General features: G+C 62.1%; 24 protein-coding genes. 14 read left to right on the forward strand and 10 right to left on the reverse strand.

Going from position 1 to position 26,508, the window contains the following annotated elements:
• The first annotated feature begins 2 nt into the window (after window positions 1-2).
• The 6 genes from pcaH (at window position 3) to pcaC (ending at window position 5,718) form a co-directional block, all read left to right on the forward strand.
• The gene (pcaH, locus tag BM70_RS0106900; RefSeq protein ID WP_025855320.1) at window positions 3-707 is read left to right on the forward strand and encodes a protocatechuate 3,4-dioxygenase subunit beta; all 705 of its coding nucleotides are present in this window, start codon (window positions 3-5) and stop codon (window positions 705-707) included.
• 1 nt (window position 708) lies between these two features.
• Window positions 709-1,275: a protocatechuate 3,4-dioxygenase subunit alpha gene (gene pcaG, locus BM70_RS0106905; protein WP_025855321.1), complete on the forward strand. Its 567-nt coding sequence runs from the start codon at window positions 709-711 to the stop codon at window positions 1,273-1,275.
• 196 nt (window positions 1,276-1,471) lie between these two features.
• Complete coding sequence (locus BM70_RS0106910) at window positions 1,472-2,770, forward strand: MFS family transporter (protein ID WP_025855322.1); 1,299 nt, start codon at window positions 1,472-1,474, stop codon at window positions 2,768-2,770.
• A 10-nt stretch (window positions 2,771-2,780) separates the two neighbouring features.
• Window positions 2,781-4,136, forward strand: a complete 1,356-nt coding sequence (locus BM70_RS0106915) for a 3-carboxy-cis,cis-muconate cycloisomerase (RefSeq protein ID WP_025855323.1) — start codon at window positions 2,781-2,783, stop codon at window positions 4,134-4,136.
• A gap of 10 nt (window positions 4,137-4,146) precedes the next feature.
• Window positions 4,147-4,938: a 3-oxoadipate enol-lactonase gene (gene pcaD, locus BM70_RS0106920; protein WP_025855324.1), complete on the forward strand. Its 792-nt coding sequence runs from the start codon at window positions 4,147-4,149 to the stop codon at window positions 4,936-4,938.
• 381 nt (window positions 4,939-5,319) lie between these two features.
• The gene (pcaC, locus tag BM70_RS0106925) at window positions 5,320-5,718 is read left to right on the forward strand and encodes a 4-carboxymuconolactone decarboxylase (protein ID WP_025855325.1); all 399 of its coding nucleotides are present in this window, start codon (window positions 5,320-5,322) and stop codon (window positions 5,716-5,718) included.
• Between the two features lie 98 nt (window positions 5,719-5,816).
• Here the strand turns inward: pcaC and BM70_RS0106930 are convergent, their stop codons facing one another.
• A complete protein-coding gene (locus BM70_RS0106930) occupies window positions 5,817-6,716 on the reverse strand; it encodes a polysaccharide deacetylase family protein (protein WP_025855326.1) in 900 nt (299 codons plus the stop codon).
• Between the two features lie 84 nt (window positions 6,717-6,800).
• Window positions 6,801-8,051: an OprD family porin gene (locus BM70_RS0106935; protein WP_025855327.1), complete on the reverse strand. Its 1,251-nt coding sequence runs from the start codon at window positions 8,049-8,051 to the stop codon at window positions 6,801-6,803.
• A gap of 251 nt (window positions 8,052-8,302) precedes the next feature.
• Between BM70_RS0106935 and BM70_RS0106940 the strand changes: the two genes are divergently transcribed.
• Window positions 8,303-8,755 (forward strand): hypothetical protein, encoded by a 453-nt coding sequence (locus BM70_RS0106940; RefSeq protein WP_025855328.1) that lies wholly within the window; start codon window positions 8,303-8,305, stop codon window positions 8,753-8,755.
• Between the two features lie 84 nt (window positions 8,756-8,839).
• Here BM70_RS0106940 and adeC read toward each other — a convergent pair whose 3' ends face one another.
• The 3 genes from adeC to BM70_RS0106955 are packed head-to-tail and all read right to left on the reverse strand — an operon-like array spanning window position 8,840 to window position 14,607.
• On the reverse strand, window positions 8,840-10,297 hold the full coding sequence (gene adeC, locus BM70_RS0106945; protein ID WP_025855329.1) for an AdeC/AdeK/OprM family multidrug efflux complex outer membrane factor: 1,458 nt from the start codon (window positions 10,295-10,297) through the stop codon (window positions 8,840-8,842).
• Window positions 10,294-13,455, reverse strand: a complete 3,162-nt coding sequence (locus tag BM70_RS0106950; protein ID WP_025855330.1) for an efflux RND transporter permease subunit — start codon at window positions 13,453-13,455, stop codon at window positions 10,294-10,296. The genes adeC and BM70_RS0106950 overlap by 4 nt, the downstream gene beginning before the upstream one ends.
• A gap of 3 nt (window positions 13,456-13,458) precedes the next feature.
• The gene (locus BM70_RS0106955; RefSeq protein ID WP_025855331.1) at window positions 13,459-14,607 is read right to left on the reverse strand and encodes an efflux RND transporter periplasmic adaptor subunit; all 1,149 of its coding nucleotides are present in this window, start codon (window positions 14,605-14,607) and stop codon (window positions 13,459-13,461) included.
• A 286-nt stretch (window positions 14,608-14,893) separates the two neighbouring features.
• Here BM70_RS0106955 and BM70_RS0106960 point away from each other — a divergent pair, with 286 nt between their 5' ends.
• Window positions 14,894-15,526: a TetR family transcriptional regulator gene (locus tag BM70_RS0106960; protein WP_025855332.1), complete on the forward strand. Its 633-nt coding sequence runs from the start codon at window positions 14,894-14,896 to the stop codon at window positions 15,524-15,526.
• 234 nt (window positions 15,527-15,760) lie between these two features.
• Here the strand turns inward: BM70_RS0106960 and BM70_RS0106965 are convergent, their stop codons facing one another.
• Genes BM70_RS0106965 through BM70_RS0106975 form a run of 3 tightly spaced genes read right to left on the reverse strand, consistent with a single transcriptional unit; the run spans window position 15,761 to window position 18,352 of the window.
• The gene (locus BM70_RS0106965; RefSeq protein ID WP_025855333.1) at window positions 15,761-16,816 is read right to left on the reverse strand and encodes an alkene reductase; all 1,056 of its coding nucleotides are present in this window, start codon (window positions 16,814-16,816) and stop codon (window positions 15,761-15,763) included.
• 29 nt (window positions 16,817-16,845) lie between these two features.
• The gene (locus BM70_RS0106970) at window positions 16,846-18,012 is read right to left on the reverse strand and encodes an MFS transporter (RefSeq protein ID WP_025855334.1); all 1,167 of its coding nucleotides are present in this window, start codon (window positions 18,010-18,012) and stop codon (window positions 16,846-16,848) included.
• A gap of 13 nt (window positions 18,013-18,025) precedes the next feature.
• On the reverse strand, window positions 18,026-18,352 hold the full coding sequence (locus BM70_RS0106975) for a helix-turn-helix transcriptional regulator (RefSeq protein ID WP_025855335.1): 327 nt from the start codon (window positions 18,350-18,352) through the stop codon (window positions 18,026-18,028).
• Between the two features lie 154 nt (window positions 18,353-18,506).
• Here BM70_RS0106975 and BM70_RS0106980 point away from each other — a divergent pair, with 154 nt between their 5' ends.
• Window positions 18,507-19,091: an ACP phosphodiesterase gene (locus BM70_RS0106980; protein WP_025855336.1), complete on the forward strand. Its 585-nt coding sequence runs from the start codon at window positions 18,507-18,509 to the stop codon at window positions 19,089-19,091.
• 112 nt (window positions 19,092-19,203) lie between these two features.
• Here the strand turns inward: BM70_RS0106980 and BM70_RS0106985 are convergent, their stop codons facing one another.
• The gene (locus BM70_RS0106985) at window positions 19,204-19,995 is read right to left on the reverse strand and encodes a 1-acyl-sn-glycerol-3-phosphate acyltransferase (protein WP_025855337.1); all 792 of its coding nucleotides are present in this window, start codon (window positions 19,993-19,995) and stop codon (window positions 19,204-19,206) included.
• Complete coding sequence (gene olsB, locus BM70_RS0106990) at window positions 19,995-20,750, reverse strand: L-ornithine N(alpha)-acyltransferase (protein ID WP_003172415.1); 756 nt, start codon at window positions 20,748-20,750, stop codon at window positions 19,995-19,997. Before olsB ends, BM70_RS0106985 begins: the two co-directional genes overlap by 1 nt.
• Window positions 20,751-20,937: 187 nt before the next feature.
• Between olsB and BM70_RS0106995 the strand changes: the two genes are divergently transcribed.
• The 5 genes from BM70_RS0106995 to BM70_RS0107015 all read left to right on the forward strand — a co-directional run bounded on the left by BM70_RS0106995 (window position 20,938) and on the right by BM70_RS0107015 (window position 26,454).
• The gene (locus tag BM70_RS0106995) at window positions 20,938-22,011 is read left to right on the forward strand and encodes a serine hydrolase (protein ID WP_025855338.1); all 1,074 of its coding nucleotides are present in this window, start codon (window positions 20,938-20,940) and stop codon (window positions 22,009-22,011) included.
• Window positions 22,008-22,322: a hypothetical protein gene (locus BM70_RS0107000; RefSeq protein WP_025855339.1), complete on the forward strand. Its 315-nt coding sequence runs from the start codon at window positions 22,008-22,010 to the stop codon at window positions 22,320-22,322. The genes BM70_RS0106995 and BM70_RS0107000 overlap by 4 nt, the downstream gene beginning before the upstream one ends.
• A 108-nt stretch (window positions 22,323-22,430) precedes the next feature.
• Window positions 22,431-23,597 (forward strand): M20 aminoacylase family protein, encoded by a 1,167-nt coding sequence (locus BM70_RS0107005; protein ID WP_025855340.1) that lies wholly within the window; start codon window positions 22,431-22,433, stop codon window positions 23,595-23,597.
• A gap of 107 nt (window positions 23,598-23,704) precedes the next feature.
• Complete coding sequence (locus BM70_RS0107010; protein WP_025855341.1) at window positions 23,705-25,015, forward strand: citrate-proton symporter; 1,311 nt, start codon at window positions 23,705-23,707, stop codon at window positions 25,013-25,015.
• Window positions 25,012-26,454, forward strand: a complete 1,443-nt coding sequence (locus BM70_RS0107015; protein ID WP_025855342.1) for an amidase — start codon at window positions 25,012-25,014, stop codon at window positions 26,452-26,454. Before BM70_RS0107010 ends, BM70_RS0107015 begins: the two co-directional genes overlap by 4 nt.
• Window positions 26,455-26,508: the final 54 nt, after the last annotated feature.

Here is a 26,508-nt window from a genome sequence, read left to right on the forward strand (position 1 = left end):
CCATGAGTGACAAGCCCGGATACCGGCGCCCGCAAGCGGGCACTCAACCTGATTACCTGCACCCGGCCTACCAGTCGACGAACCTGCGTTCGCCGTCCAAGCCCTTGGTGTTCCTGCCCCATTCCTTGTCGGAAATCACCGGCCCGACCATCGGCGCCGAGCGGGTCAATGAGAAGGACAACGACCTCACCGCCCAGCATGAAGGCGAGCCCCAGGGCGAACGCATCATCATTCACGGCCGCGTGCTGGACGAAAACGGCCTGCCGGTGCCGGGCATTCTCGTGGAGATCTGGCAGGCCAACGCCGCCGGTCGCTACAACCACAAGCGCGACGTGCACGACGCGCCGCTGGACCCGAACTTCACCGGTACCGGCCGCACCGTCACCGACGCCGATGGCTGGTACCAGTTCCAGACCATCAAGCCCGGTGCCTACCCGTGGGGCAACCACCACAACGCCTGGCGCCCGGCGCATATCCACTTTTCGCTGTTCGGCCCCAGTGTGCTGACCCGCCTGGTCACGCAGATGTATTTCCCCGGCGACCCGTTGCTGGAATACGACCCGATCTACAACTGCGTACCCGACACCCGCGCCAAGGAACGTTTGATCGCCCGTTTCGACCTGGAAAAAACCATTCCTTCCTATGCCCTCGGCTACCGCTGGGACATCGTCCTGCGCGGCCGCGACGCCACGCCGATGGAGAAATGAGATGACACTCAACGCGACCACGTCCCACACCGTCGGGCCGTATTACCACATCGGCCTGACCTGGCTGAACCGCGAAGACCTGACCGTGGCCGCCACCCTTGGTGAGCGTGTGGCGATCAGCGGGCAAGTGGTGGATGGCAATGGCGATGTCGTCAACGACGCCATGCTTGAAGTCTGGCAGGCCAACGCCGCGGGCAAGTACGACCATCCGGAAGATGAGCAGGACAAAGCCGTCGACCCGAACTTCGAAGGTTTCGGCCGGGTGCCGGTGGATGCCGAAGGGCGGTTTCGCTTTACCACCATCAAGCCAGGTGCGGTGCCTGGCCTGAAAGGCACGACCCAGGCGCCACACCTGGTGGTGCTGGTGTTTGCCAGGGGCTTGGTGAAGCACTTGCTGACGCGGATTTACTTTGACGGTGAGGCGCTGAATGGGGATGACCCGTTGTTGGCGTGTGTGCCGGCAGATCGGCGCGAAACCTTGATTGCCAAGCAGGATGCAGAGGGTGTGCATCAGTGGGATGTGATTTTGCAGGGCACAGACCGGGAAACAGTGTTCTTTGATTATTGAGTTGGCTTGAGAGCATTCGCGAGCAAGCCCGCTCCCACATTCGATCGAGTTCCAACTCTGGAATGCGGTCAACTGTGGGAGCGGGCTTGCCCGCGAAGAGGCCCTCACAGGCACGACATACCTAAAAGTCTTGTTGCGGAACGAGCTTGTTGCAAAGTATGTCTAGGCTATAACCGTTCCCACTGAGTGAAAAAACATGACAACAACTACGACAAGTCACTACACCGGAGAAGAACGCAGCAAACGGATTTTTGCGATCGTCGGGGCATCTTCCGGCAACCTCGTCGAATGGTTCGACTTCTACGTCTATGCCTTCTGCGCCATTTACTTTGCACCGGCGTTTTTTCCGTCGGATGACCCCACGGTCCAACTGCTCAACACCGCCGGCGTGTTCGCTGCCGGCTTCCTGATGCGTCCCATTGGCGGCTGGCTGTTTGGCCGGGTAGCCGACAAGCACGGGCGCAAGAACTCGATGATGATCTCGGTGCTGATGATGTGCGCCGGCTCCCTGGTCATTGCCTTCCTCCCGACCTACAAGGACATCGGCGCCTGGGCTCCGGCGTTGCTGCTGGTCGCGCGGTTGTTCCAGGGCTTGTCGGTGGGTGGCGAATACGGCACCACGGCGACCTACATGAGTGAAGTCGCGCTCAAGGGCCAGCGCGGCTTCTTCGCGTCGTTCCAGTACGTGACGCTGATCGGCGGGCAACTGCTGGCGGTGCTGGTGGTGGTGATCCTGCAACAGTTTCTCAGCGAAGACGAACTGCGCGCCTGGGGCTGGCGGATTCCGTTCGTGATCGGCGCCATTGCGGCGGTGATCTCCCTGCTGCTGCGTCGCACCCTCAAGGAAACCACCAGCAAGGAAACCCGCGAGGACAAGGACGCCGGCAGCATCGCTGCGCTGTTCCGTGACCACAAGGCCGCGTTCATCACCGTACTCGGCTACACCGCCGGCGGTTCGCTGATTTTCTACACCTTTACCACCTACATGCAGAAGTACCTGGTGAACACCGCCGGGATGCACGCCAAGACCGCCAGCTACATCATGACCGGCGCGCTGTTCCTCTACATGTGCATGCAGCCGCTGTTCGGCATGCTCGCCGACAAGATCGGCCGTCGTAACTCGATGCTGTGGTTCGGCGCGCTGGGCACCCTGTGCACGGTGCCGATCCTGCTGAGCCTGAAAACCGTCAGCAGTCCGTTCCTGGCCTTTGTGCTGATCACCCTGGCGCTGGCCATCGTGAGTTTCTACACCTCGATCAGCGGTCTGGTGAAAGCCGAAATGTTCCCACCACAAGTGCGCGCCTTGGGCGTGGGGCTGGCGTATGCGGTGGCCAATGCGATCTTCGGTGGTTCGGCGGAATACGTGGCCCTGGGGCTGAAATCCATGGGCATGGAAAACACCTTCTATTGGTACGTCACCGCCATGATGGCGGTGGCCTTCCTGTTCAGCTTGCGCCTGCCGAAACAGGCGGCGTACTTGCACCACGATTTGTAAGGGACGCGTTATGACACTGTGCACGAGCAATCAATTGTTCGATGCTTACTTCACGGCGGGCAGCATGGCCGAGGTGTTCTGCGACCAGGGACGCTTGCAGGGCATGCTGGATGTTGAAGCAGGGTTGGCCCGGGCCCAGGCCCGGGTCGGGTTGATTCCCCAGGCCGCGGTGGCGCCGATCGCCCAGGCCTGCCTGGCGTCGCTGTACGACGTGGATGCCCTCGGCGCGGCGATTGCCACGGCGGGGAATTCGGCGATTCCGTTGGTGAAGGCGTTGGGCAAGTTGATTGCCGCTGAAGACGCCGGCGCCGAGCGCTATGTACACCTGGGTGCCACCAGCCAGGATGTGATGGACACCGGCCTGGTGCTGCAAGTACGGCGGGCGGTCACGCTGATCGAAGCCGACCTGGCGCGCCTGGGCGACGTGCTCGCTGCCCAGGCCCAGCGTTATGCGAGCGTGCCAATGGCCGGGCGCACTTGGTTGCAGCATGCAACGCCCGTCACCCTGGGGATGAAAATCGCCGGTTGGCTGGGGGCGGTAACCCGTAATCGCCAGCGTCTGGCCGAACTGAAACCGCGCCTGCTGGTGCTGCAATTCGGCGGAGCATCCGGAACCCTGGCAGCGCTTGGCGAGCAGGCGATGCCGGTGGCCGAGGCGCTGGCGGCTGAACTGCAATTGATCCTGCCCGAACAACCCTGGCACACCCAACGGGATCGCCTGGTGGAGTTCGCCAGTGTGCTCGGCCTGATCGCCGGCAGCCTGGGCAAATTGGGCCGCGATATCAGCTTGTTGATGCAGACCGAAGCGGCGGAGGTTTTCGAGCCGTCCGCGCCGGGCAAGGGCGGTTCGTCGACCATGCCTCACAAGCGCAACCCGGTGGGCGCTGCCGTACTGATCAGCACCGCGACCCGCGTGCCAGGCCTGGTTTCGACGATGTTCAGCGCCATGCCCCAGGAACACGAGCGCAGCCTGGGCCTGTGGCATGCCGAATGGGAAACCCTGCCGGAGATCTGCCGTTTGGTGTCCGGTGCCTTGCAACAGGCCTTGCTGGTCAGCGAAGGTTTGGAAGTCGACCCGCAGCGCATGACGCAGAATCTCGACCTGACCCAGGGCCTGGTGCTGGCCGAAGCCGTGAGCATCGTGCTTGCCCAACGACTGGGGCGCGAGGTCGCGCACCATCTGCTGGAACAATGCTGCAAACGCGCCGTCGCCGAAGGGCGTCATTTGCGTTCGGTGCTGGCGGATGAGCCGCAGGTGGCTGCCGAGCTGTCGGCGGCCGAACTGGATCGCTTGCTCGACCCAGCCCACTACCTGGGCCAGGCCCACACCTGGGTCACTCGCGCTGTAGCCGAACACTTTGCTTGAGGAGACCACCGTGGCATTTGTACACCTCGCCGATGGCGAACTGCATTATCAATTGGACGGGCCCGTGGACGCGCCCGTGCTGGTGCTGTCCAACTCACTGGGCACCGACCTGCATATGTGGGACATCCAGGTCCCGGCGTTCACCGAGCATTTTCGCGTGCTGCGTTTTGACACCCGTGGCCATGGCAAATCCCTGGTCACGGCGGGGCCCTACAGCATTGAACAACTGGGTCACGATGTGCTCGCGCTGCTGGATGCGCTGGATATTCAACGTGCGCATTTCTGCGGCTTGTCCATGGGCGGCCTGATCGGCCAATGGCTGGGTATCAACGCCGGCGACCGTCTGCAGCGCCTGGTGGTGTGCAACACCGCCGCCAAGATCGGCACACCCGAGGTGTGGAACCCGCGCATCGAGATGGTACTGCGTGATGGCGCGGCGGCGATGGTCGAGCTGCGCGATGCGTCGATTGCACGCTGGTTCACTGCCGATTTCGCAGCGGCCAACCCACACCAGGCCAAGCAGATCACCGACATGCTCGCGGCGACTTCGCCTGAAGGTTATGCCGCCAACTGCGCGGCGGTGCGTGACGCCGATTTCCGCGAGCAATTGAGCGCGATCAAAGTACCGACCCTGGCGATTGCCGGCACCAAAGATGCGGTCACCCCGCCCGCCGGCAGCCACTTTATCCAGCGCCATGTGCAGGGCGCCGAATACGCCGAGTTCCATGCGGCGCACCTGTCCAATGTGCAGGCGGGCGCGGCGTTCAGTGACCGTGTGCTGGAATTTCTGCTGGCGCACTGAACCTGTGTCTGTAGTGAGCGGGCTTGCCCCGCGCTGGGGCGCGAAGCGGCCCCAATGAAGGCGACGCACTTTTTCAGATGAACGTGGGAGCTGTCAGGTTTTAGGGCTGCTCCACAGCCCAGCGCGGGACAAGCCCGCTCACCACAAGTAATCGATTTGAATACGGAGAATTTTTTGGACGAGAAACAACATCTGCTGGCGCACTGAACCTGTGTCTGTAGTGAGCGGGCTTGCCCCGCGCTGGGGCGCGAAGCGGCCCCAATGAAGGCGACGCACTTTTTCAGATGAACGTGGGAGCTGTCAGGTTTTAGGGCTGCTCCACAGCCCAGCGCGGGACAAGCCCGCTCACCACAACTAATCGATTTGAATACGGAGAATTTTTTGGACGAGAAACAACGTTATGCCGAAGGCCTGCAAGTGCGCCGCGAAGTGCTGGGCGATGCCCATGTCGACCGCAGCCTCAACGCGCTGACCGAGTTCAACAGTGAGTTCCAGGCAATGATCACCCGCCACGCCTGGGGTGATATCTGGACCCGTCCCGGCCTGCCACGGCATACCCGCAGCCTGATCACCATCGCCATGTTGATTGGCATGAACCGTAGCGAAGAACTCAAGCTGCATCTGCGCGCTGCCGCCAGCAATGGCGTGACCCGCGCAGAGATCAAGGAAGTGCTGATGCAGAGCGCGATCTACTGCGGGATTCCTGCGGCGAATGCCACCTTTCACCTGGCTGAATCGGTGTGGGATGAATTGGGCGTCGAGTCGCGCCAGCAAGACTGATTCTGTCGGAGCTGGCTTGCCAGCGATGGTCGTCAACGATGACGCGGGGCATCAGGATGAACGCGGTGCCGGTGCGTTTTTCGCCGGCAAGCCGTCTCCTACAGGGAATCGGCGCTCCACACCCAATTCCACACGCCGGGCAGATGCACCGGCTCATTCACATCCTTGACCGTACGCGCCAGCGCCGCGCGCTGTAGCTGGGCCGTGTCGGTGTAGAACGGTTCGGCAGCCGTCTTCACGCCGTTGATCCGCGCGCTGTCGAGCAGGATCTGCAGGTACTCCTGCAGATGCCGAGCGGTGTAGCGGTTGATGTCGTGGAAGGTCACTACCACGGGTATCACGCCGTCCACGGTCGGTAACTTCCCCAGGGCGATGTGCTCGCGCACCACCGACAACTGTCGATACAGGTTGGCGCGCCTGCGCGGGCTGCCGTTGAAGCCCCAGATCTTGCCGTCATTGGCACTCAGATCCGTCAGCAACACGTGCATGCCATGACGTTGGTAAGCGGCGAAGGTACGGCGGTCATAGTTCCAGAACGGTGGGCGCACCAGCATGGGCGGGCTGCCGGTGATCGCGGCAATGTCGGCGGCGCCTTGGGTCAGGGTGCTTTCCAGTTCGGCGTCATTCAGCCAGCGGTGGTTGGTGTGAAACCCGGTGGCGGTGTGGAAGGCCAGGATATGACCGGCCGCGTACTCGCGCTGCATGGTCTTGCGACCGCGTGAACTGCCGCCGGAACGCGAGGCTTCGGTCTGCAGGAAGAACACCGCCTTGATCCCTGGCAGCACCGGGTTCTGCACCAGGTCCGCCACCACTGAACGGCTCGGGTTGTTGTAGCCCGAGGCACTCGGGCCATCATCGAAGGTCAGCAGGAAGCGAATGGGCGCCTGGGTTTGCAGGCGTTGTTCGGTCTTCGGCGTCAGGGCGATGGGGGCACCGATGCAGCCACTGAGGCTCAGGGCCAGGGCAAGCACGGCGGATGCAATGGCGAAGGATTTCATGGTGTGCGCGGGCTCGAATGGAAGGCCGCTGCTGGGTGGATCAGCAGCGGCAGGCGCGCACCATACAGCAAGTCTGCCGTTGGTTTACAGCAGGCTGATCGGGTAACTGACGATCAACCGGTTCTCATCGAACTCGTTGTTGTTGTAGTCGCGGCGCATGCTGGAGTTGCGCCAGCGCAGGGTGAGGTTTTTCAGGCTGCCGCTCTGCACGGTGTAGCCCAGTTCGCTCTCGCGGCCCCACTCCTTGCCGTCGGTGATGGTGCCGGTGTGCACGTTGCTGCCGCTGATGTAGCGGTTCATCAGGGTCAGGCCGGGCACGCCGATGGCAGCGAAGTTGTAGTCGTGACGCACTTGCCAGGATTTCTCTTGGGCGTTGTCGTAGCTGGCGTTGTAGCTGTCATTGGCCAGGGTGCCGCCGCTGGTGCCGTTGACGCGCATCCAGGCGCTGTTGCCGGTGAGTTTTTGCAGGCCGACGTAGAAGGTGTTGCCGCCGTAGCGTGCGGAGAACAGGCCGGACCAGGTCTTGTTGTCCAGGTCGCCGGCGCGGGCGCTACCGTCGTCCTTGCCGTAGAAAAAGCCGAGGTTGGCGCCCAGGGTCCAGTCGCCGAGGGGCTGGCTGTGGATCAGGTTGACGAACTGCTGGCTGTAGATGTCCTTGAGCTGGGCGTTCCACAGGCCGATCTGGGTGCGTTTGTCGTTGAACAGGTACTCGCCGCCCTGGAAGTTGAAGCGGTCGGAGGTGAACGCGGTTTTACCGAACATCGACATGTCGGTCATGCTGCTGTCGTCACGCGGGCTGTTGGCGCGGAACTGGCCGCCGTAGAGGGTCAGGCCGTCGATTTCCTTCGAGGTGATCTGCCCGCCGCGCAGGGTTTGCGGCAGGGAGCGGCCATCGTCCGAGCGCAGGATCGGCAGCACCGGCATCCATTCGCCGACCTTCACTTCGGTCTTGGAAATGCGCGCCTTGAACGCCACGCCCAGGCGGCCGAATTCATCCGCAGGGCGGCCGTCATGGTCCAACGGCAACAGTTGGGTTCCTCCGGTGCCGCGCCCGCCATCGAACTTCAACGAGTACAGGCCCAGCACATCCACGCCGAACCCAACGGTGCCCTGGGTAAAACCGGACTTGGCGTCGAGGATGAAACTTTGCGTCCACTCCTGCGCGCCCCCCTGGGTCTTGGTGGGGTTGGTGTAATTGCGGTTGAAGAAGAAATTGCGCAGGTTGAGGTTGGCGCTGGCGTCTTCGAGAAAGCCATGTTCTTCGGCGACGACGGGCAAGGCAAGACTGGCGACAGCGGTTGCCAGCAGAAGCCGGCGCGGGTGGAAAGTGCTCATGGTGTTGGACCTGTTGTTATTGGGTTTATGCAGGTGGCGGCCATGGTGCGGGGCGGTGCGGGGGGATGAAAGTGGGGGAGGGCGGGTTGTGGGCGATGATCGAACGTAATCGATCGGCGGGTAACTTGTCAGTTTCGGGTGTGCCGGGTGGGCTGTCTACTGTCAGGGTTCACAGTAGATGAGGGGGCGGCAGAGGTCTATTTTCGAGGCGGTGGCAGTGACTTCTTCAAGCGTTCAAGGGAGCAGGGCTGATGAGCTTCGGATCAGAGATGGGAGAGTTTTTAACGTCTTCGAATGAATTCAAGGCGGATCTGATCAAGACGGTTCCGATTGGGTTCGATAACTTTGAGTTCGGTTATATCGAGGGATTCCAGTTACGCATTCGTCTGGGGATTGCAGAAAATCCTGGTTCCAGGAATGAGTTGACCCTTGAGGCGGACGGCGATGGTGCCGCCAATGCCTTCACGCTGAAAGAAAATATGACTTACATCATAGGGCCTGGAAATGGCCTTATTCACGCCACTTTCGGCCTGGAAGGTGAGGTGGCGTATTCCCCGAAAGAGTATTGGGGCGATTTGAACGTCAAGAGCCTCTCCACGGTTGCTGGCCAGACAACAATCAATGCCCGTTTCTCGATCGGTTGGGAAACCGATGACGGCAATGAGATGGAGCTCAGGTGTTCGACTTTGAAAATCAGTACGTGAATCCATTTTGATTATGATCAAAACGCCGTGACATAAAAAAACCGCTTCCGGCGAGGGAAGCGGTTTCGTTCTACAGCACCGTTATCAGAACAACTTCAGCGCCGGTGCTTCTTCTTTCAACGGCTCGTTCTTCGCGGTCTGCTCGTTCCAGCCACCGCCGAGGGCCTTGTACAGGTTGACCTCGCTGGTCAACTGCGCCAGGCGATCGGTGATCAGCGATTGCTGGGCACTGAACAATTGGCGCTGGGCATCGAGGAACGTCAGGTTGCTGTCGACACCGATGCGGTAGCGACGCTCGGCCAGGCGGTAGTAATCCTGGTTGGCCGCGACGAAGCCACGTTGGGCCTCCAACTGCTGCTTGTAGGTTTCACGCGAGGCGAGGCCGTCGGAGACTTCCTGGAAGCCGGTCTGGATCGCCTTCTCGTAGTTCGCCACGTTGATCTCTTTCTGGATCTTCGAGTAGTCCAGGCTGGCGCGCAGGCTGCCGGCGTTGAAGATCGGGATGTTGATCTGCGGGGCGAACGACCAGGTGCCCGAGCCGCCTTTGAACAGGCCGCCGAGGTCCGGGCTCAGGGTGCCGGCGTTGGCCGTCAAGCTGATGCTCGGGAAGAACGCTGCACGGGCTGCGCCGATGTTGGCGTTGGCGGCCTTGAGGTTGTACTCGGCTTGCAGGATATCGGGGCGACGTTGCAGCAGGTCCGACGGCAACCCGGCGGGTACTTCGCTGAGCAGGTCATCCGACAGCGGCTTGCTGGCGATATTCGCTGGCAGGCCGGTGCCCAGCAGCAGGGTCAGGCCGTTTTCGTCCTGGGCGACCTGGCGCGTATACCGGGCAAGCTGCACACGGGCGTTTTCCACTGAGGTACGCGCCTGGCTCAGGTCGAGGGCCGAGGCCACGCCGACTTCGTTGCTGCGTGAGGTGAGCTTGAAGCTCTGCTCGAACGCGCCCAGGGTGTCCTGGGTCAGCTTGAGCAGTTCCTTGTCGGCCTGCCAGGTCAGGTAGGCATTGGCCACGTTGGCCACCAGGCTGATCTGGGTGCTGCGGCGTGCTTCTTCAGTGGCGAAGTATTGCTGCAGCGCTTCTTCGCTCAGGCTGCGCACACGGCCGAACAGATCCAGCTCATAGGAGCTGATCCCGAGGGTGGCCGAGTACTGGCTGGTGATGTTCGCTTCGCCGGTCTGCGAGGCACGCGCCGGCACACGCTGGCGGCTGCCGCTGCCATTGGCCGACACGGCCGGGAACAGGTCGGCACGCTGGATGCGGTATTGCGCGGCATAGGCGTCGATGTTCAGGGCCGCGACACGCAGGTCACGGTTGTTCACCAGCGCGGTCTGGATCAGCTGTTGCAGGGCGGGGTCATGGAAAAACTGCTTCCAGCCCTGCTCGGCAGCGGCCTGGCCCGGCGCCTGGGCCGACGAATACGCCGGCCCCTGCGGGAACTGTGCGGCCACCGGCGCTTCGGGGCGCTGATAGTCAGGTATCAGCGAGCAGCCACTGAGCACGAATGCCGTGACGGCTAGGGAAAGTAGCGACTTGCTCATTGGCCAGCCTCTTTAGGAGTTTCAGTAGTGTCGGTCTTTTTGCGTTCGCCCAGGGAAGACACGGTTGCAAAGAACAGTGGTACCCAGAAGATCGCGAGGACAGTGGCCGTGATCATACCGCCAATTACGCCGGTACCGATCGCATGCTGGCTGCCTGAGCCGGCGCCGGAGGAGATCGCCAGCGGCAATACGCCGAGGATGAACGCCATGGAGGTCATGATGATCGGGCGCAGACGCATCCGGGACGCCTCGATGGCCGCCTCGACGATGCCCTTGCCTTGTTCGTGAAGCTCTTTGGCGAACTCCACGATCAGGATGGCGTTTTTCGCCGCCAGACCCACCGTCACCAACAGGCCCACCTGGAAGAACACGTCGTTGGACAGACCGCGCATGCTGGTGGCGATCAACGCACCCACCACGCCCAGCGGCACGACCAGCACCACCGCAATCGGGATCGACCAGCTTTCGTACAGTGCCGCGAGGCACAGGAACACCACCAGCAGCGACAAGGCGTACAACGCAGGTGCCTGGGAGCCGGACAGACGTTCTTCGTACGACAGGCCCGTCCAGGCATAGCCCACGCCCGCCGGCAATTGCTTGGCGATACGTTCGACTTCAGCCATGGCGTCACCGGTACTGTAGCCCGGTGCCGGGGTACCGAGGATTTCCATCGCCGCTACACCGTTGTAGCGCGAGAGTTTCGGCGAACCGAAGATCCACTTGCCCGAGGAAATGGCCGACATCGGCACCATCTTCCCGGAGTCGCTGCGCACGTACCATTTGTCCAGGTCTTCCGGGGACATCCGGCCAGCGGCCTCGCCTTGTACGTACACCTTCTTCACTCGACCACGGTCGATGAAGTCGTTGACGTAGCTGCCACCCAGGGCAATCGACAGGGTCTGGTTGATGCTTGCCAAGCTGATGCCTTGGGCGCTGGCCTTCTCGTCGTCGACGGTGAGCTCGTACTGCGGCTCATCGTTCACGCCGTTGGGACGCACGCCTGCCAGGATCTTGCTTTGCGCCGCTGCACCGAGGAACTGGTTACGCGCTTCCATCAGTTTTTCGTGGCCGACACCGCCCTGGTCTTGCAGGAACACGTCAAAGCCGGTGGCGTTACCCAATTCCAGAACCGAAGGCGGCACGATGGCAAATACCATGGCGTCCTTGAAGGCCCCGAAGAAGTAACCCTGGGCACGCTTGGCCACTTCGAATACCGACATGGACGCATCGCGCTCGTCCCACGGCTTGAGCATCACGAATGCCAGGCCCGAGCTCTGGCCACGGCCAGCGAAGTTGAAGCCGTTTACGGTAAACACCGACTTCACAGCCTTGCCTTCGCCCGGCTCGCCTTCCTTGTCGTGCAGCAGGAAGGCGCGCATGTCGTCGATGACTTTCTGCGTACGTTCAGCCGAAGAACCGACCGGCGTCTGGACCTGGGCAAAGATCACGCCCTGGTCTTCTTCCGGCAGGAAAGCGCTCGGAATACGGGTGAACAGCCAGATCATGCCGGCGAAGATGATCAGGTACACGAAGAACGCTGGAAACTTGTGCTTGATCATGTTGCCCACGCCGCGCTCGTAGCTCACTACGCTGCGGTCGAAGGTGCGGTTGAACCAGCCGAAGAAACCACGCTTGGGTTGGCCGTGCTTCTCCGGATCGATCGGCTTGAGCATGGTGGCGCACAAGGCCGGGGTGAAGATCAGGGCAACCAGTACCGACAACGCCATGGCCGACACGATGGTGATGGAGAACTGTTTGTAGATCACACCGGTGGAGCCGCCGAAGAACGCCATCGGCAGCAGTACCGCCGACAGTACCAGGGCAATACCCACCAGGGCGCCCTGGATCTGGCCCATGGACTTGACCGTCGCTTCTTTCGGCGACAGGTGTTCCTCGGCCATCACCCGCTCGACGTTTTCCACCACCACGATGGCATCGTCCACCAGCAAGCCGATGGCCAGGATCATGCCGAACATGGTCAGGGTGTTGATGGTGAAACCGAACGCCGCCAGGATCCCGAAGGTACCCAGCAATACCACCGGCACCGTCATGGTGGTGATGATGGTGGCGCGGAAGTTCTGCAGGAACAGGAACATCACCAGGAACACCAGCACGATCGCTTCGACCAGGGTGTGTACGACACCGGAGATCGATTCGGTCACGACTGGCGTGGTGTCATACGGCACCACTGCCTTCATGCCAGGCGGGAAGAACGGCTCCAGGGACGCCACGGTGGCGCGGATGGCCTTGGCGGTGTCCAGGGCGTTGGCGCCCGACGCCAGCTTGATCGCCATACCGGACGCCGGCTTGCCGTTGAACTGTGCACTGATACTGTAGTTCTGGCCGCCCAGTTCGATACGCGCGATGTCACGCAGGCGAACCTGCGAGCCGTCGGCGTTCACCTTCATCAGGATCTTGCCGAACTCTTCGGCGGTCTGCAGGCGGGTCTTGCCGATGATCGTCGCGTTCAGCTGGGTGCCGGGCAGGGCAGGCAAACCGCCCAATTGACCGGTGGCCACCTGCACGTTCTGGGCCGAGATGGCGGTGCTGACATCCACCGGAGTCAACTGGTAGTTGTTCAGCTTGGCCGGGTCGAGCCAGATACGCATGGCGTACTGCGAACCGAACACCTGGAAGTCACCGACGCCCGCGGTACGCGAGATCGGATCCTGGATGTTGGACACGATGTAGTTGGACAGGTCGTCCTTGGTCATGCTGCCGTCTTCCGACACCAGACCGATCACCATCAGGAAGTTCTTCACCGACTTGGTCACGCGGATACCCTGCTGCTGCACTTCTTGCGGCAGCAGTGGGGTCGCCAGGTTCAGCTTGTTCTGCACTTGGACCTGGGCGATGTCCGGGTTGGTACCCTGGTTGAACGTCGCGGTGATGGTCATGCTGCCGTCGGAGTTACTGTCCGAGGCGACGTAACGCAGGTTGTCGATACCGTTGAGCTGTTGCTCGATCACCTGCACCACGGTGTCCTGCACGGTTTGTGCGGACGCACCTGGGTAGGTCACCTGGATGTCGATGGCGGTTGGCGCGATGGCCGGGTATTGGTTGATGGGCAACTTCAGGATCGACAGTGCCCCGACCAGCATGATCACCAGGGCAATTACCCAGGCGAAAATGGGACGGTCGATAAAAAATTTCGACATGGGTTACTCCCCCTGGCCAGCAGCGGCAGCAGGAGCTGGAGCAGAACCGGCAGGCTTGGCGTTGTCGGCGTCCTTGACCTTGACTTCGATGCCCGGCTTGATGAATTGCAGGCCTTCGGTGATCACGCGGTCACCGGCGTTCAGGCCTTTTTCCACCAGCCAGTAGGCGCCGGAAGTACGGTTGGCCACCAGTTGACGCTGCTCGACCTTGTTGTCCTTGTTCACCACCATGGCGGTCGGGATACCTTTGATATCGCGGGTCACGCCTTGTTGGGGAGCCAGGATGGCCTTGCTGTTCACGCCGGCTTGCAACTGGGCGTGCACGAACATGCCTGGCAGCAGGGTGTGGTCAGGGTTGGGGAACACGGCGCGCAAGGTCACGGAGCCGGTGGTCTGGTCAACCGACACTTCGGAGAACTCCAGCTTGCCGTCCTGGCCGTAGTCGCTGCCATCTTCCAGGGTCAGCTTGACCCTGGCGGCATTGGCGCCGGCTTTTTCCAGCTGGCCGCTTTCCAGGTCGCGGCGCAGTTTCAGCATTTCAGCCGAGGACTGCGTGACGTCGACATAGATCGGGTCCAGTTGCTGGATCACGGCCATGGAGTCGGCCTGGCCGTTGCTGACCAGCGCGCCTTCGGTCACCGAAGATCGGCCGATACGCCCGGAGATCGGCGCATACACCTTGGTGTAACGCACGTTGATCTGGGCCGTTTGAACGTTTGCTTCCGCGGTCATGCGATTGGCGACAGCCGTGTCGTATTCCTGGCGGCTGACGGCCTGCTCATCGACCAACTGCTTGTAACGGTCGGTGATGGACTTGGTCTGGGTCAGGCTGGCCTGTGCGCTTTTCAGGGTGGCTTCATACACTGACGGGTCGATCTGGTAGAGCTGTTGCCCTTCCTTCACGTCCGCGCCTTCCTTGAACAGGCGTTTGAGGATGATGCCGTTGACCTGTGGGCGAACTTCCGCGATGCGGTAGGCGGTGGTGCGGCCTGGCAGCTCGGACGTCAGGGTATAGGCTTGCGGTTGAATGGTGACCACGCCGACCTGAGGGGTTTGAGCGGGCGGAGCCGCTTCTTCCTTTTTACATCCGCTGAGCAGCGATGCCAGGGCGACGGCAGTGACCAGAGCGGTAACAGCTGGCTTAAGTTGCATGAAGATCCTCGGGTCAGGCGCGCAGGGTGCGCACAAGAAGGGTGGAAGGGTAAAAAACAAGCGGTGAGTAGATAAGTAGCTTGCTACGCAATATACTTACGTTCATGGTTGTTTGTAAACTCTTGACAGGCTTCGCGGAATGTTGACAAAGCAACGCCCAAAGCCTCGATTTTAGTACGTTCGGCGCCCATGACGGTGTCGTCCCACAATTATTCAGATGATCGTCAACGGCTATTAATTCTGCGTTAACGATACTCCCCAGTACCCTGATTGAGGTTGTATTGCCATGGTTCGTCGCACCAAAGAGGAAGCTCAGGAAACGCGCAGCCAGATTCTCGACGCCGCCGAGCAAGCCTTTTACGAGCGCGGTGTTGCGCGGACCACGCTGGCGGATATCGCCGCACTCGCCGGTGTGACGCGGGGTGCCATCTACTGGCATTTCAGCAACAAATCCGATTTGCTGCAGGCGCTGCTCGATACCCTGCACGAGCCTCTGGACGAATTGGCCAGGGCCAGTGAAAGCGAGGATGAACTCGACCCGCTGGGCTGTATGCGCAAGCTGTTGATTCATTTGCTCCATCAAGTGGCCCTGGACCCGAAAACCCGACGCATCAATGAGATCTTGTTCCATAAGTGTGAATTCACCGATGAAATGTGCGACATGCGTCGCCAGCGTCAGACCCACAGCCTGGAGTGCAACCTGCGCATCGGCCTGACATTGCGTAACGCGGTCCATCGCGGGCAACTTCCGGAAAACCTGGATACCACCCGTGGCGCGGTGTGCATCCACGCCTACATCAACGGTCTGATCGGCCAGTGGCTGCTGGTTCCCGACAGCTTCCAACTGCATCAGGAAGCCGAGCGCTGGGTGGATGCCGGGCTGGACATGCTGCGCTGGAGCCCCAGCCTGCGCAATTAAGACAAAATGCGTAATTGCATCAGGTTGTGTCAACAGTAAAGCCCAAGGACCGTCAATCGTCCTTTTGCCTGATTGGTGGGGTGACTTTATATACGGGCTGGCGGGCGGTTGATAGGTAGCCGCCTAAGTATTTTGTAGCGATTTTGTTGCAGGGCTGTGAAGGAGTGTTTCCCAGCGCCCATGAAAAAGCCCCGGTTCCTGCGAACTGGGGCTTTTTCGTTTCAGCACGTTACATTACAACGCCAGCGTCGGGTAATCGATGTAACCCACTGGGCCTTTGCTATAAAAAGTATCTGGGCGGGCTTCATTCAACGGCGCGTCAGCTTTCAAGCGTGCCGGCAGGTCCGGGTTGGCAATGAACGGCACACCCCAGGCCACGGCATCCGCTTTGCCTTCGGCCAGCCAGGCGTTGGCGCTGTCCTTGGTGAAGCGTTCGTTGGCGATGTAGGTGCCACCGAAAGCCTTTTTCAGTTGTGGGCCGAGGCTGTCGGCGCCTTCTTTTTCACGCGAGCAGATAAAGGCGATGCCACGTTTGCCCAGTTCGCTGGCAACGTAGGTGAAGGTTTCCGCCAGGTTGTCGTCGCCCATGTCATGGGAGTCGGCGCGTGGTGCCAGGTGCACGCCTACACGGCCGGCGCCCCAGACTTCGATGGCCGCGTCGGTCACTTCCAGCAGCAGGCGCGCACGGTTTTCCAGGGAGCCGCCGTACTGGTCGGTGCGCTGGTTGGTGCTGCTCTGCAGGAACTGGTCGAGCAGGTAGCCGTTGGCACCGTGGATTTCCACGCCGTCGAAACCGGCAGCCTTGGCGTTCTCGGCACCGGTGCGGTAGGTGTCGATGATGTCGGCGATTTCAGCGGTTTCCAAGGCGCGTGGGGTCGGGTAGTCGGCCAGTGGGCGAACCAGGCTGACGTGGCCTTTGGGCTGGATCGCGCTCGGTGCCACCGGGGTTTCGCCATCCAGGTACGACTCGTGGGAGATACGGCCCACGTGCCACAGTTGCAGGAAGATCTTGCCGCCGGCGCCATGCACCGCTTTGGTGACGTTGGCCCAGCCGCGCACCTGGTCGTTGGACCAGATGCCCGGGGTGTCCGGGTAGCCCACGCCCAGTGGCGTCACCGAGGTGGCTTCGCTGAGGATCAGCCCGGCGGAAGCGCGTTGCACGTAATACTCGGCCATCAGCGCGTTGGGTACGCGACCGGCGTCGGCACGGCAGCGGGTCAGCGGCGCCATGATGATGCGGTTCGACAGTTCCAGGTCGCCCAGTTTGATCGGATCGAAAATAGTCGTCATGGGGAAAGCACCTTTGTCTTTGAAGTGGATCAGTTGGTCGCAGGGGCCAGGTCGGCATCGCCGCTCTGACGGAAAGTAATCAGGGTCACCACCAGCGCGAGAATCGCCAGGGCCGCCGCGGCCAACGGCACGCTGGTCAGGCCGAAACCGTGGGCAATCACGCTGCCGCCTACCCAGGCACCTAGGGCGTTGCCGATATTGAAGGCACCGATGTTCAGGGTGGACACCAGGTTCGGTGCGGCCTTGCCGAAGGTCACCACGTTGATCTGCAGCGCAGGGACCGCGGCGAACGAGGCGGTGGCCCACAGGAACAGGGTGATTTCAGTCGGGATCACGGCGATGCTGGTCCAGGTCAGTGCCGTGGAGACCACCGCCATGCTGATGAACACGCCGACCAGGGTGGCCGCCAGGCGCTTGTCTGCCAGTTTGCCGCCGATGATGTTGCCCACGGTGAGGCCCAGGCCGATCAGCAGCAGGGTCCAGGTCACGCCTTTGGGCGACACACCGGTGACATCACCCAGCAGTGGCGCGACGTAGGTGAAGAGGGTGAACATGGACGCGGCAAACAGCGCGGTCATGGTCAGCGACAACCAGATGCCGGCACCCTTGAGGGCCGCCAGTTCGGCGCGCATGTCGAGTTTCTCTTCATCACGCTTGGCGGGCAGGAAGCGGATCAGGCCGATCAACGCCACCACACCGATCACCGTCACCGCCCAGAAGGTCGAGCGCCAGCCGGCTTCCTGGCCGAGTGCGGTGCCCAGCGGTACGCCGAGCACGTTGGCCAGGGTCAGGCCGGTGAACATCAGGGCCACGGCCGAAGCACGCTTGTTGGCCGGCACCAGGTTGGCGGCGACCACCGAACCAATACCAAAGAACGCACCGTGGCACAGCGCGGTGACGACACGGGCAAACATCAGCACGTTGTAGTCACTGGCCAGGGCACAGAGCAGGTTGCCGATAATGAAGATACCCATCAACGCTACCAGGGCCGCCTTGCGTGGCAGCTTGGCGGTGGCCAGTGCCATGAAGGGAGCGCCAATGGCCACGCCCAGGGCGTAGCCGGTGACCAGCCAGCCGGCGCCGGGAATCGACACACCCAGGTCCGCCGCCACATCGGGCAGCAGGCCCATGATGACGAACTCGGTCGTGCCGATGGCGAAGGCGCTGAGGGCCAGTATGAGTAGCGAGAGGGGCATTATCGTTTCCTTGTTACAGCGCGGCGTTGTTGTCAGCGCTGAGTTCAGTGGTGAGCGCGGCGAGGAACGCCTGGATGGTTTCCTCGTTGCGTTTGAAAAAGTGCCATTGGCCGGCCTTCTGGCTGCTGATCAATCCCGCCCGTTGCAACGTCGCCAGGTGAGCCGACACCGTCGACTGGGACAAGCCGCAGCGCTGGTCGATCTGCCCGGCGCAAATGCCGTATTCGTGGTTGTGCAGTTGCTCGGGGAACTGCACTTTCGGGTCTTTCAGCCAGGTGAGGATGTCTCGTCGTACTGGGTGCGCCAGGGCTTTTATTATTTCGTCGAGGTCGATGGACATGGCAGGTGCTCGGTTGCGTACAGCGTTATATCGCGATGAGGCGAACTTTAAATCGGTCTATCCCGATATACCAATATGATTTTGGTCTGAGCCTAGGCTCAATCGGTATATCGGGTTATAACGATACGTTGAGGGCAGTGATAGACTGCGCGCCATGAATTATCTCGCACATCTGCACCTGGGCGGCCAACTTCCTGCGCAACTGCTGGGCAGCCTGTATGGCGACTTCGTCAAAGGCCGCCTGCAGGGCCAGTTCAGCCCGCAAATCGAAGTGGCGATCCAGTTGCACCGCTCGATTGACCGTTTTACCGACAGCCATCCGTTGGTCGATGCGGCGTTGTCGCGCTTTAGCCTGACTCGCCGGCGGTATGCCGGGATCGTCCTGGATGTGTTTTTCGACCACTGCCTGGCGCGTGACTGGGCGCTGTATGCCGATCAGCCCTTGGAGCGCTTCACCTCGCAGGTGTACCGCGTGCTCGCGGCCGAGCCGCAATTGCCCGGGCGACTGGCGCAGATTGCACCTTATATGGCGGCGGATGATTGGCTGGGTTCGTACCGCGAGTTTGCGGTGATGGAGCAGGTGTTGCGGGGGATTTCGCGGCGACTGACACAGCCGGAGGCGTTGGTGTTTGCGATGCAGGAGTTGCGTCAACTTTATGAGCCGCTAAGCGAAGACTTCCGGCTGTTCTATCCAGAACTGCAAAAATTTGCACAAGCTCAACTGACTACTGAGGTCTGAGTGTGGGAGCTGGCTTGCCTGCGATTGCAGTCTGCCAGTTGATACAGGTATTGCTGACCCACCGCTATCGCAGGCAAGCCAGCTCCCACATTTTGATCGGTGTTCACTTAATTCAAGCGGCGAATGCCGGCCGAGCATCAACTTCTTCTGCTTCCGGCAACGGCCCAAACAACGCCTTCTGCACCGCCTGCTGCGCCTGATACGCCAGCGCCGCGCGTTCCTGCCCGGCGCAGGCAATCGGCTTGAGTACGTGGATTTCCACATCACCCTGATCATTGGCAAACAACCGCATCAGGTGCGAGAGCAAATCATCGTCGCCAATGAACGGCGCCAGCGGGTCCACTTGCCCATCGCGCAGATAACGGATCGCCACCGGTTGCAGCGACACCTGCGCATCGATCGCACTGGCCAGCAAGCGCCCGTGGAAAGTACGCAGGCTGCGCCCGTCGGTGGTGGTGCCTTCCGGGAACATCAGCAGCGGGTGCTGTTGCTCCAGATGACGGGTCATCTGTTTGCGGATCAACTGGCTGTCGCCCGAGCCCCGGCGGATGAACAGGCTGCCGGCCTTGGCCGCCAACCAGCCCGCCACCGGCCAGGTGCGCACTTCGGCCTTGGACAGGAACGACAGCGGCGTGACCATGCCCAGCAGTGGAATGTCGGTCCACGACACGTGATTGCTCACCCACAGCATTGGCGTTTGCGGCAGCTCACCGTGCACCGTCACGCGAAAGGGCAGGGCGTTGGTCAGTCGCGCCATAAAGAACCGCGACCAACGCTGGCGCCGCACCATCGAGTTGGCGATGCCCAGGCGCTCGAACACACCAAACACACTGGCCATGCTCAAGCCCAGCGCCACCACCAGCAACACGCGGGCAATGCGCCCGTACACGCGCAGGCGGCTCATCACATTGCCGCCTTGAAGTGGCGGGCGTAACGCGGGCACAACTCGTCGCGCTTGAGCAGGATGAACACGTCGGCCACCTGGAAGTCTTCATCCCAGCAGGGCTCGCCGCAGATCTTCGCACCCAGGCGCATGTAGGCCTTGAGCAGCGGCGGCATCTCGGCAATCACGTTGGACGGCAGGTCCAGCGCCGGCAATGGTTTTTTCGGTTCGGCACGCAGGTGTTCGTTGCACAGGTAGCGTTCGCGCAGGCGCTGCATGATCGCGTGGGCCTGGATGCCGCCATCGTGCATCGGGATGCTCGCGCAGCCCATCAGGTAGCTGTAGCCGCCCTGGTTGAGCACTTCGGCCAACTCGCCCCACAACACGGCGATGGTGCCGCCGTTGCGGTAGGCCGGGTCGACGCAGGTGCGGCCGATTTCCAGGATCGGGCCCTGCAGATGCAGCAAGCCATGCAGGCTGAATTCTTCTTCACTGTAGAACCGCCCCAGGGTGCTGGCAGCCTGGTGGTCGAGCAAGCGGGTGGTGGCGACGAGTCGACCGCTGTTCAAGTCCCGCACGCCGATGTGGCTGCAGTGAACATCATAGTCATCCATGTCCAGGCCCAGCTCAGCGCCTTTCAGCTTGGCGTTGAACTCGCCGCTGAACACGTTGAACCGCAGGGCCTGGGCTTCCTGCAACGCCTGCGCGCCAACCAGGCGTTCGGCTTGCAGGCGGCGTTCATTGCCGGTGTCGCTGATGCGGGCGATCTGAGTCATGGCGAGTCTCCGAGTGCCGGCCACGATTTCGGCCGGTCGACTTTGTTGTCCAAAGTCAGGCTATGTAGCCTCGGTGTCATCTCCATGAAGTTATGGTGACGCTTGGATGACAGCCTTTCCCGTAGCAAATCTGTCATCACCCTCGGCTAGGCTCGCGGGCTTGAATGCCCCCCTCGAGTTTGCGTCCATGGTCAGAGGCCTGTTGTGTGTTGCACTGCTGTTTGTCACCGTTGCCGCCCACGCCGACACCTGGCCCGATAAAGACTGGGCCAAGGGCACGCAGATCGAAGGTCCTGCTGTCGAGGCCTTGGAGGCCTACGCTTTCCCGGCGCGCGACGACGCTACCCGCCAAGGCATTCGCACCGACGCGTTACTGGTGATCCGCGACGGCGAGGTCATCTATGAACGTTACGCAGCGCCCACCACGGCCAGCACGCCGCACCTCACCTGGTCGGTCAGCAAAAGCCTGATGGCTACTGTGCTGGGCGTGGCCTACGGCGATAACCGTTTCAAATTGACCGACCCAGTGGCGCGTTTTTACCCACCGATGAAACAGCACCCGAGCGTGACCATGGCCGACCTGCTGCACTGGGCCTCGGGCCTGGACTGGCAGGAAGACTACGAATACGCGCCGCTGAAATCCTCGGTGGTGGCGATGCTCTACACCCGTGGTCGCAGCGATATGGCCGACTTTGCTGCCGACACCGCAGCAGCCAGCGCCCCGGGCCAGGCCTTTCGTTATTCCAGTGGCGACACCAACCTGTTGTCAGCCGCCCTCAAAGGCATGCTCGGCCACAAGGCTTATATGAGCTACCCGTGGGATGCGCTGTTCAAGCCCCTGGGCATTCGCAGCGCCACTTGGGAAACCGACGCTGATGAAACGTTTGTCGCCTCGTCCTACGCCTACCTCACCGCTCGCGATCTGGCGCGTATTGGCCTGTTGATGGCACGTAATGGTCGCTGGGGGGATCAGCAACTGCTGCCCAAAGACTGGGTCGCCTTCAACCGCCAGCCGTTCGACAAATACAAAGTTGGTCAGGACGAAGCCGTTCCCGGTGGTCACTGGTGGCTCAACCAAGGCGCGCCGAGGCCGTGGCCCGATGCTCCGGCCGACACCTTCGCCGCCCTCGGCCACTGGGGCCAGGCGCTGTATGTGATGCCCGACGAACACCTGGTGATCGTGCGCTACGGCGATGACCGCGACGGCCGCTATCGTCATAACGAACTGCTCAAACGCGTGCTCGCGGCGGTGCAACCATGATGCGTCTTCGCCCGTTTACCAGCCTGTTTCTGCTGCTGTTGCTCGCCCTGCTGGGTTGGATCTGGCACGAGCGCGTCAACCTGCAAGCCTTCCCCGACATCATCGCGGCCTACACCGCCAAGGAGTATTGCTCGTGCCGCTACGTGGCGAACAACCCGGCGGAGTACTGCCGGGGCTATGTGAAGCAGTACGTGCCCACCAGTGCGTTCAGGGATAACCCGGAGCGCAGTGAAGTGACGGCGAGTGGGTTGGGGCGCACGCACAGCGCACGGTGGTTGGGGGATCGCCAAGGCTGTCGCCTGTTGCCCTGAGGTTCCACACAGTGGAACCACCTTTGATTGTCCTCGTGCGCACATCGCGGTTAGCTGGCGGTGTGTCGCAAACAAGAACGGGAACACCCGCCTGTGAGGAGAATCACCATGCGCCCACACCAGCACATCCTGGATTGGCTCAGCGACGTTGCCGGCGACTTGCACGCTGTGCGGCAGGACATCCATGCCCATCCTGAACTGGGCTTTGAGGAAAACCGCACTTCAGCACTTGTCGCCAAATCCTTGAAGGAGTGGGGCTACGAGGTGCATACCGGCATCGGCAAGACGGGCGTGGTCGGCGTTTTGCGCAATGGCAGCAGCACGCGCACGCTCGGGCTGCGCGCCGACATGGACGCCTTGCCCATCATCGAAAACACCGGCGCGGCCTATACCAGCCAGCACGCCGGCTGCATGCACGCCTGTGGGCACGACGGGCACACCACTATGTTGCTCGGCGCCGCCCGCTACTTGGCGGCCACCCGGCAATTCGACGGCACCCTGAACCTGATTTTCCAACCTGCCGAAGAAGGCCAGGGTGGCGCCGAAGCCATGCTCGCCGACGGTTTGCTGGAGCGTTTTCCCTGCGACGGCCTGTTCGGCATGCACAATATGCCGGGCTTGCCGGCGGGGCACCTGGGCCTGCGAGCAGGGCCGATGATGGCATCCCAGGACTTGCTCACCGTGACCCTCGAAGGTGTTGGTGGTCATGGTTCCATGCCGCACCTGACCGTCGACCCGCTGGTGGCGGCGGCGAGTATGGTCATGGCGTTGCAGACGGTGGTGGCGCGCAATATCGACACCCAGGAAGCCGCCGTGGTCACGGTCGGCGCCCTGCAGGCCGGCCAGGCTGCCAACGTGATTCCCCAGGAGGCGTTATTGCGCCTGAGCCTGCGCGCGCTCAACCCCACGGTGCGCGAGCAGATGCTGGAGCGGGTCATGGCAATCATCCAGACCCAGGCCACCAGCTTCGGTTGCACGGTGCGCATCGAACACCGCCCGGCCTACCCGGTGCTGGTCAACCATCCCGAAGAAACCGAGTTCGCCCGCCAGGTCGGCGTGGCCTTGCTCGGTGCCGACGCGGTAGACGGCAACACCCGCATGCTCATGGGCAGCGAAGACTTTGCCTGGATGCTGCAGCGCTGCCCCGGCAGCTACCTGTTTATCGGCAACGGCGTGTCGCGGCCGATGGTGCACAACCCCGCCTATGACTTCAACGACGACATCCTGCTGACCGGCGCCGCCTACTGGGGCGCGCTGGCCGAGAGCTGGCTGTAAGAGCGAGCCTGCTCGCGAAGGTCGTTAACGATAACGCAGCGCTTTCAGATAGCCCGCGTCGCTTGTTCGTTCTTCGCGAGCAAGCTCGCTCCTCAGGAGTGTTCCTCATGCAGACTGCACAACAAGGCGTATCCCGCACTCGCCAGGTGGTGGCGGCCGTGATCGGCAATGCGCTGGAATGGTATGACTTCATCGTTTACGGCTTTCTGGCCAGCATCATCGCCCGGCAATTTTTCCCGTCGGAGGATGAGTACGCCTCGCTGCTGATGGCCTTGGCGACCTTCGGTGTCGGTTTTTTCATGCGCCCGGTGGGTGGGATCCTGCTGGGGATCTATTCCGACCGCAAAGGCCGCAAGGCGGCGATGCAGCTGATTATCCGGTTGATGACCGTGTCCATCGCATTGATCGCTTTCGCCCCCAACTACGCCGCCATCGGCATGGGCGCACCGTTGTTGATCGTGGTGGCGCGCATGCTCCAAGGGTTCGCCACGGGCGGTGAGTACGCGAGTGCCACGGCGTTCCTGGTGGAAAGCGCACCGGCCCATCGCAAAGGTTTGTATGGCTCCTGGCAGTTGGTGGGGCAGTGCCTGGCGGTGTTTGGCGGGGCGGCGATGGTGGCGGCGGTCACCCACTTCTTTGCCCCGGAAACCCTCGACCTGTGGGGTTGGCGCCTGCCGTTCGTGTTCGGCTTGCTGATCGGCCCGGTGGGGCTGTGGATTCGTCGGCACATGGAAGACCCGGAAGAGTTCCTCGAGGCTCGCAAACAGGCGACCGGGCCGGCACCGAGCCTGATGCAGGTGGTCCGCGAGCATCGGCGCAGCATCCTGGTGTCCATGGGCCTGGCCTGCGGCGCTACCGTGTCGTTCTATGTGGTGCTGGTGAACATGCCGACCTTCGCCCACAAGAACCTGGGCCTGCCGCTGGATCAGGTGCTGATGGTGCAGATGTTCGCGGTGGCGCTGATGACCGTGGTGATCCCGCTGTCCGGGCTGCTGTCGGATCGCCTGGGGCGGCGGCCGGTGTTGATGGCCTTCACCCTGGCGTTCTTCGTGATGGTCTACCCGCTGTATGTGTGGGTTGCCGCCGCGCCGTCCATCGAGCGTCTGCTGGTGATGCAGGTGATGCTGTGCACGGCCATCGGCGGCTTCTTCGGTCCTGCGCCGACCGCATTGGCCGAGCAGTTTCCCATCGAGGTGCGCTCGACCGGCGTGTCCGTGGCCTATAACGTGGCCGTCATGGTGTTCGGCGGTTTTGCGCCGCTGATTGTCACCTGGCTGAGCAAGGTGCTGGGCACGCCGGTGGCGCCATCGTTCTATGTGTTGTTCGCGTGCGTGCTGACGCTGCTGGGCACTTACTGCATGCAGGAGGCACCGCGGGCCAAGAAGCCGCTGCCGTTTTCCGAAGAGGTGAAACCTTGAGTATTGTTGATTGGGATGCCACCGAGTTGTCGCGGGCGATCCATGCGCGGCAGGTGTCGTGCGAAGAAGTGATGCAGGCGTACCTGGCGCAGATCCAGCGCTTCAACCCCAGTGTGAATGCGCTGGTGTCGCTGCGTGATGCCGACGACCTACTGGCTGAGGCACGGGCCTGTGACCGTGAGTTGGACCAGGGCCGCTCGCGCGGTTGGATGCACGGCATGCCCCAGGCCATCAAGGATTTGGCGGCCACCCGGGGCTTGCGCACCACCCTGGGCTCGCCGCTGTTCGCCGAGCATGTGCCCACCGAAGACGCCATCAGCGTGGCGCGGGTGCGGGCCAGTGGCGCGATCATTATCGGCAAGAGCAACGTGCCGGAATTCGGCCTGGGCTCGCAGACCTACAACACGCTGTTCGGGACCACCGGCAATGCCTACGACCCCAGCCGGGTAGCCGGCGGCAGTAGCGGCGGGGCGGCGGTGGCCCTGGCGCTGCGCATGCTGCCGGTGGCCGATGGCAGCGACATGATGGGCTCGCTGCGAAACCCCGCGGCGTTCAACAACGTGTTCGGTTTGCGCCCGTCCCAGGGCCGCGTGCCCTACGGGCCGACGCCGGAACTGTTCGTGCAGCAGTTGGGCACCGAAGGCCCGATGGGCCGCAGCGTGACGGATGTGGCGCGGTTGCTGAGTATCCAGGCGGGTTACGACCCGCGGGTGCCATTGTCCTCCAAGGAAGATCCGGCGATCTTCGGCCAGCCGTTGCAGCGTGATTTCAAGGGCGTGCGTGTGGGTTGGCTGGGGGATTACAACGGCTACCTGCCGATGGACGACGGGGTGCTGAGCCTGTGCGAATCGGCCCTCGGCGATTTCACCGCGCTGGGCTGCGCCGTGGAAAGCTGCCAGCCGGACTTTTCCATGGCGCGGCTGTGGCGCAGTTGGTTGGTGCATCGCCACTGGCTGGTGCACGGCAATCTCGGCGCGGCCTATGCCAACCCGAAGAAACGTGCGCTGCTCAAGCCCGAAGCACAATGGGAAGTGGAGGGAGGCCTGGGCTTGAGTGCCCAGCAGGTGTACCAGGCGTCGGTGGATCGCAGCGAGTGGTACCGCGCATTGGCCTCGTTGTTCGAGCGTTACGATTTCCTGTTGCTGCCCACCGCTCAAGTGTTCCCTTTCGATGCACAACACCCGTGGCCGCGCCTCGTTGGCGGGCGCGAAATGGACACCTATCACCGTTGGATGGAGGTGGTGATCGGCCCGACCCTGGCGGGGCTGCCGAGCATGAGCGTGCCGGTGGGCTTCAACCCTCAGGGCTTGCCCATGGGCGTGCAAATCATCGGCCCGGCTCAGGCCGATCGTGCGGTGCTGCAATTGGCCTACGCCCATGAGCAACTGACGCAATGGGTTCAGCGGCGGCCGCCGGCGTGCCTTGACTCGACGGATTGATACGTGAGCGGGCCTGTATCTTGCTGTGAAAAATGATCATCCACCGGCACCAGG

Source organism: Pseudomonas sp. CHM02 (genome assembly GCF_000612585.1).
GTDB lineage: Bacteria > Pseudomonadota > Gammaproteobacteria > Pseudomonadales > Pseudomonadaceae > Aquipseudomonas.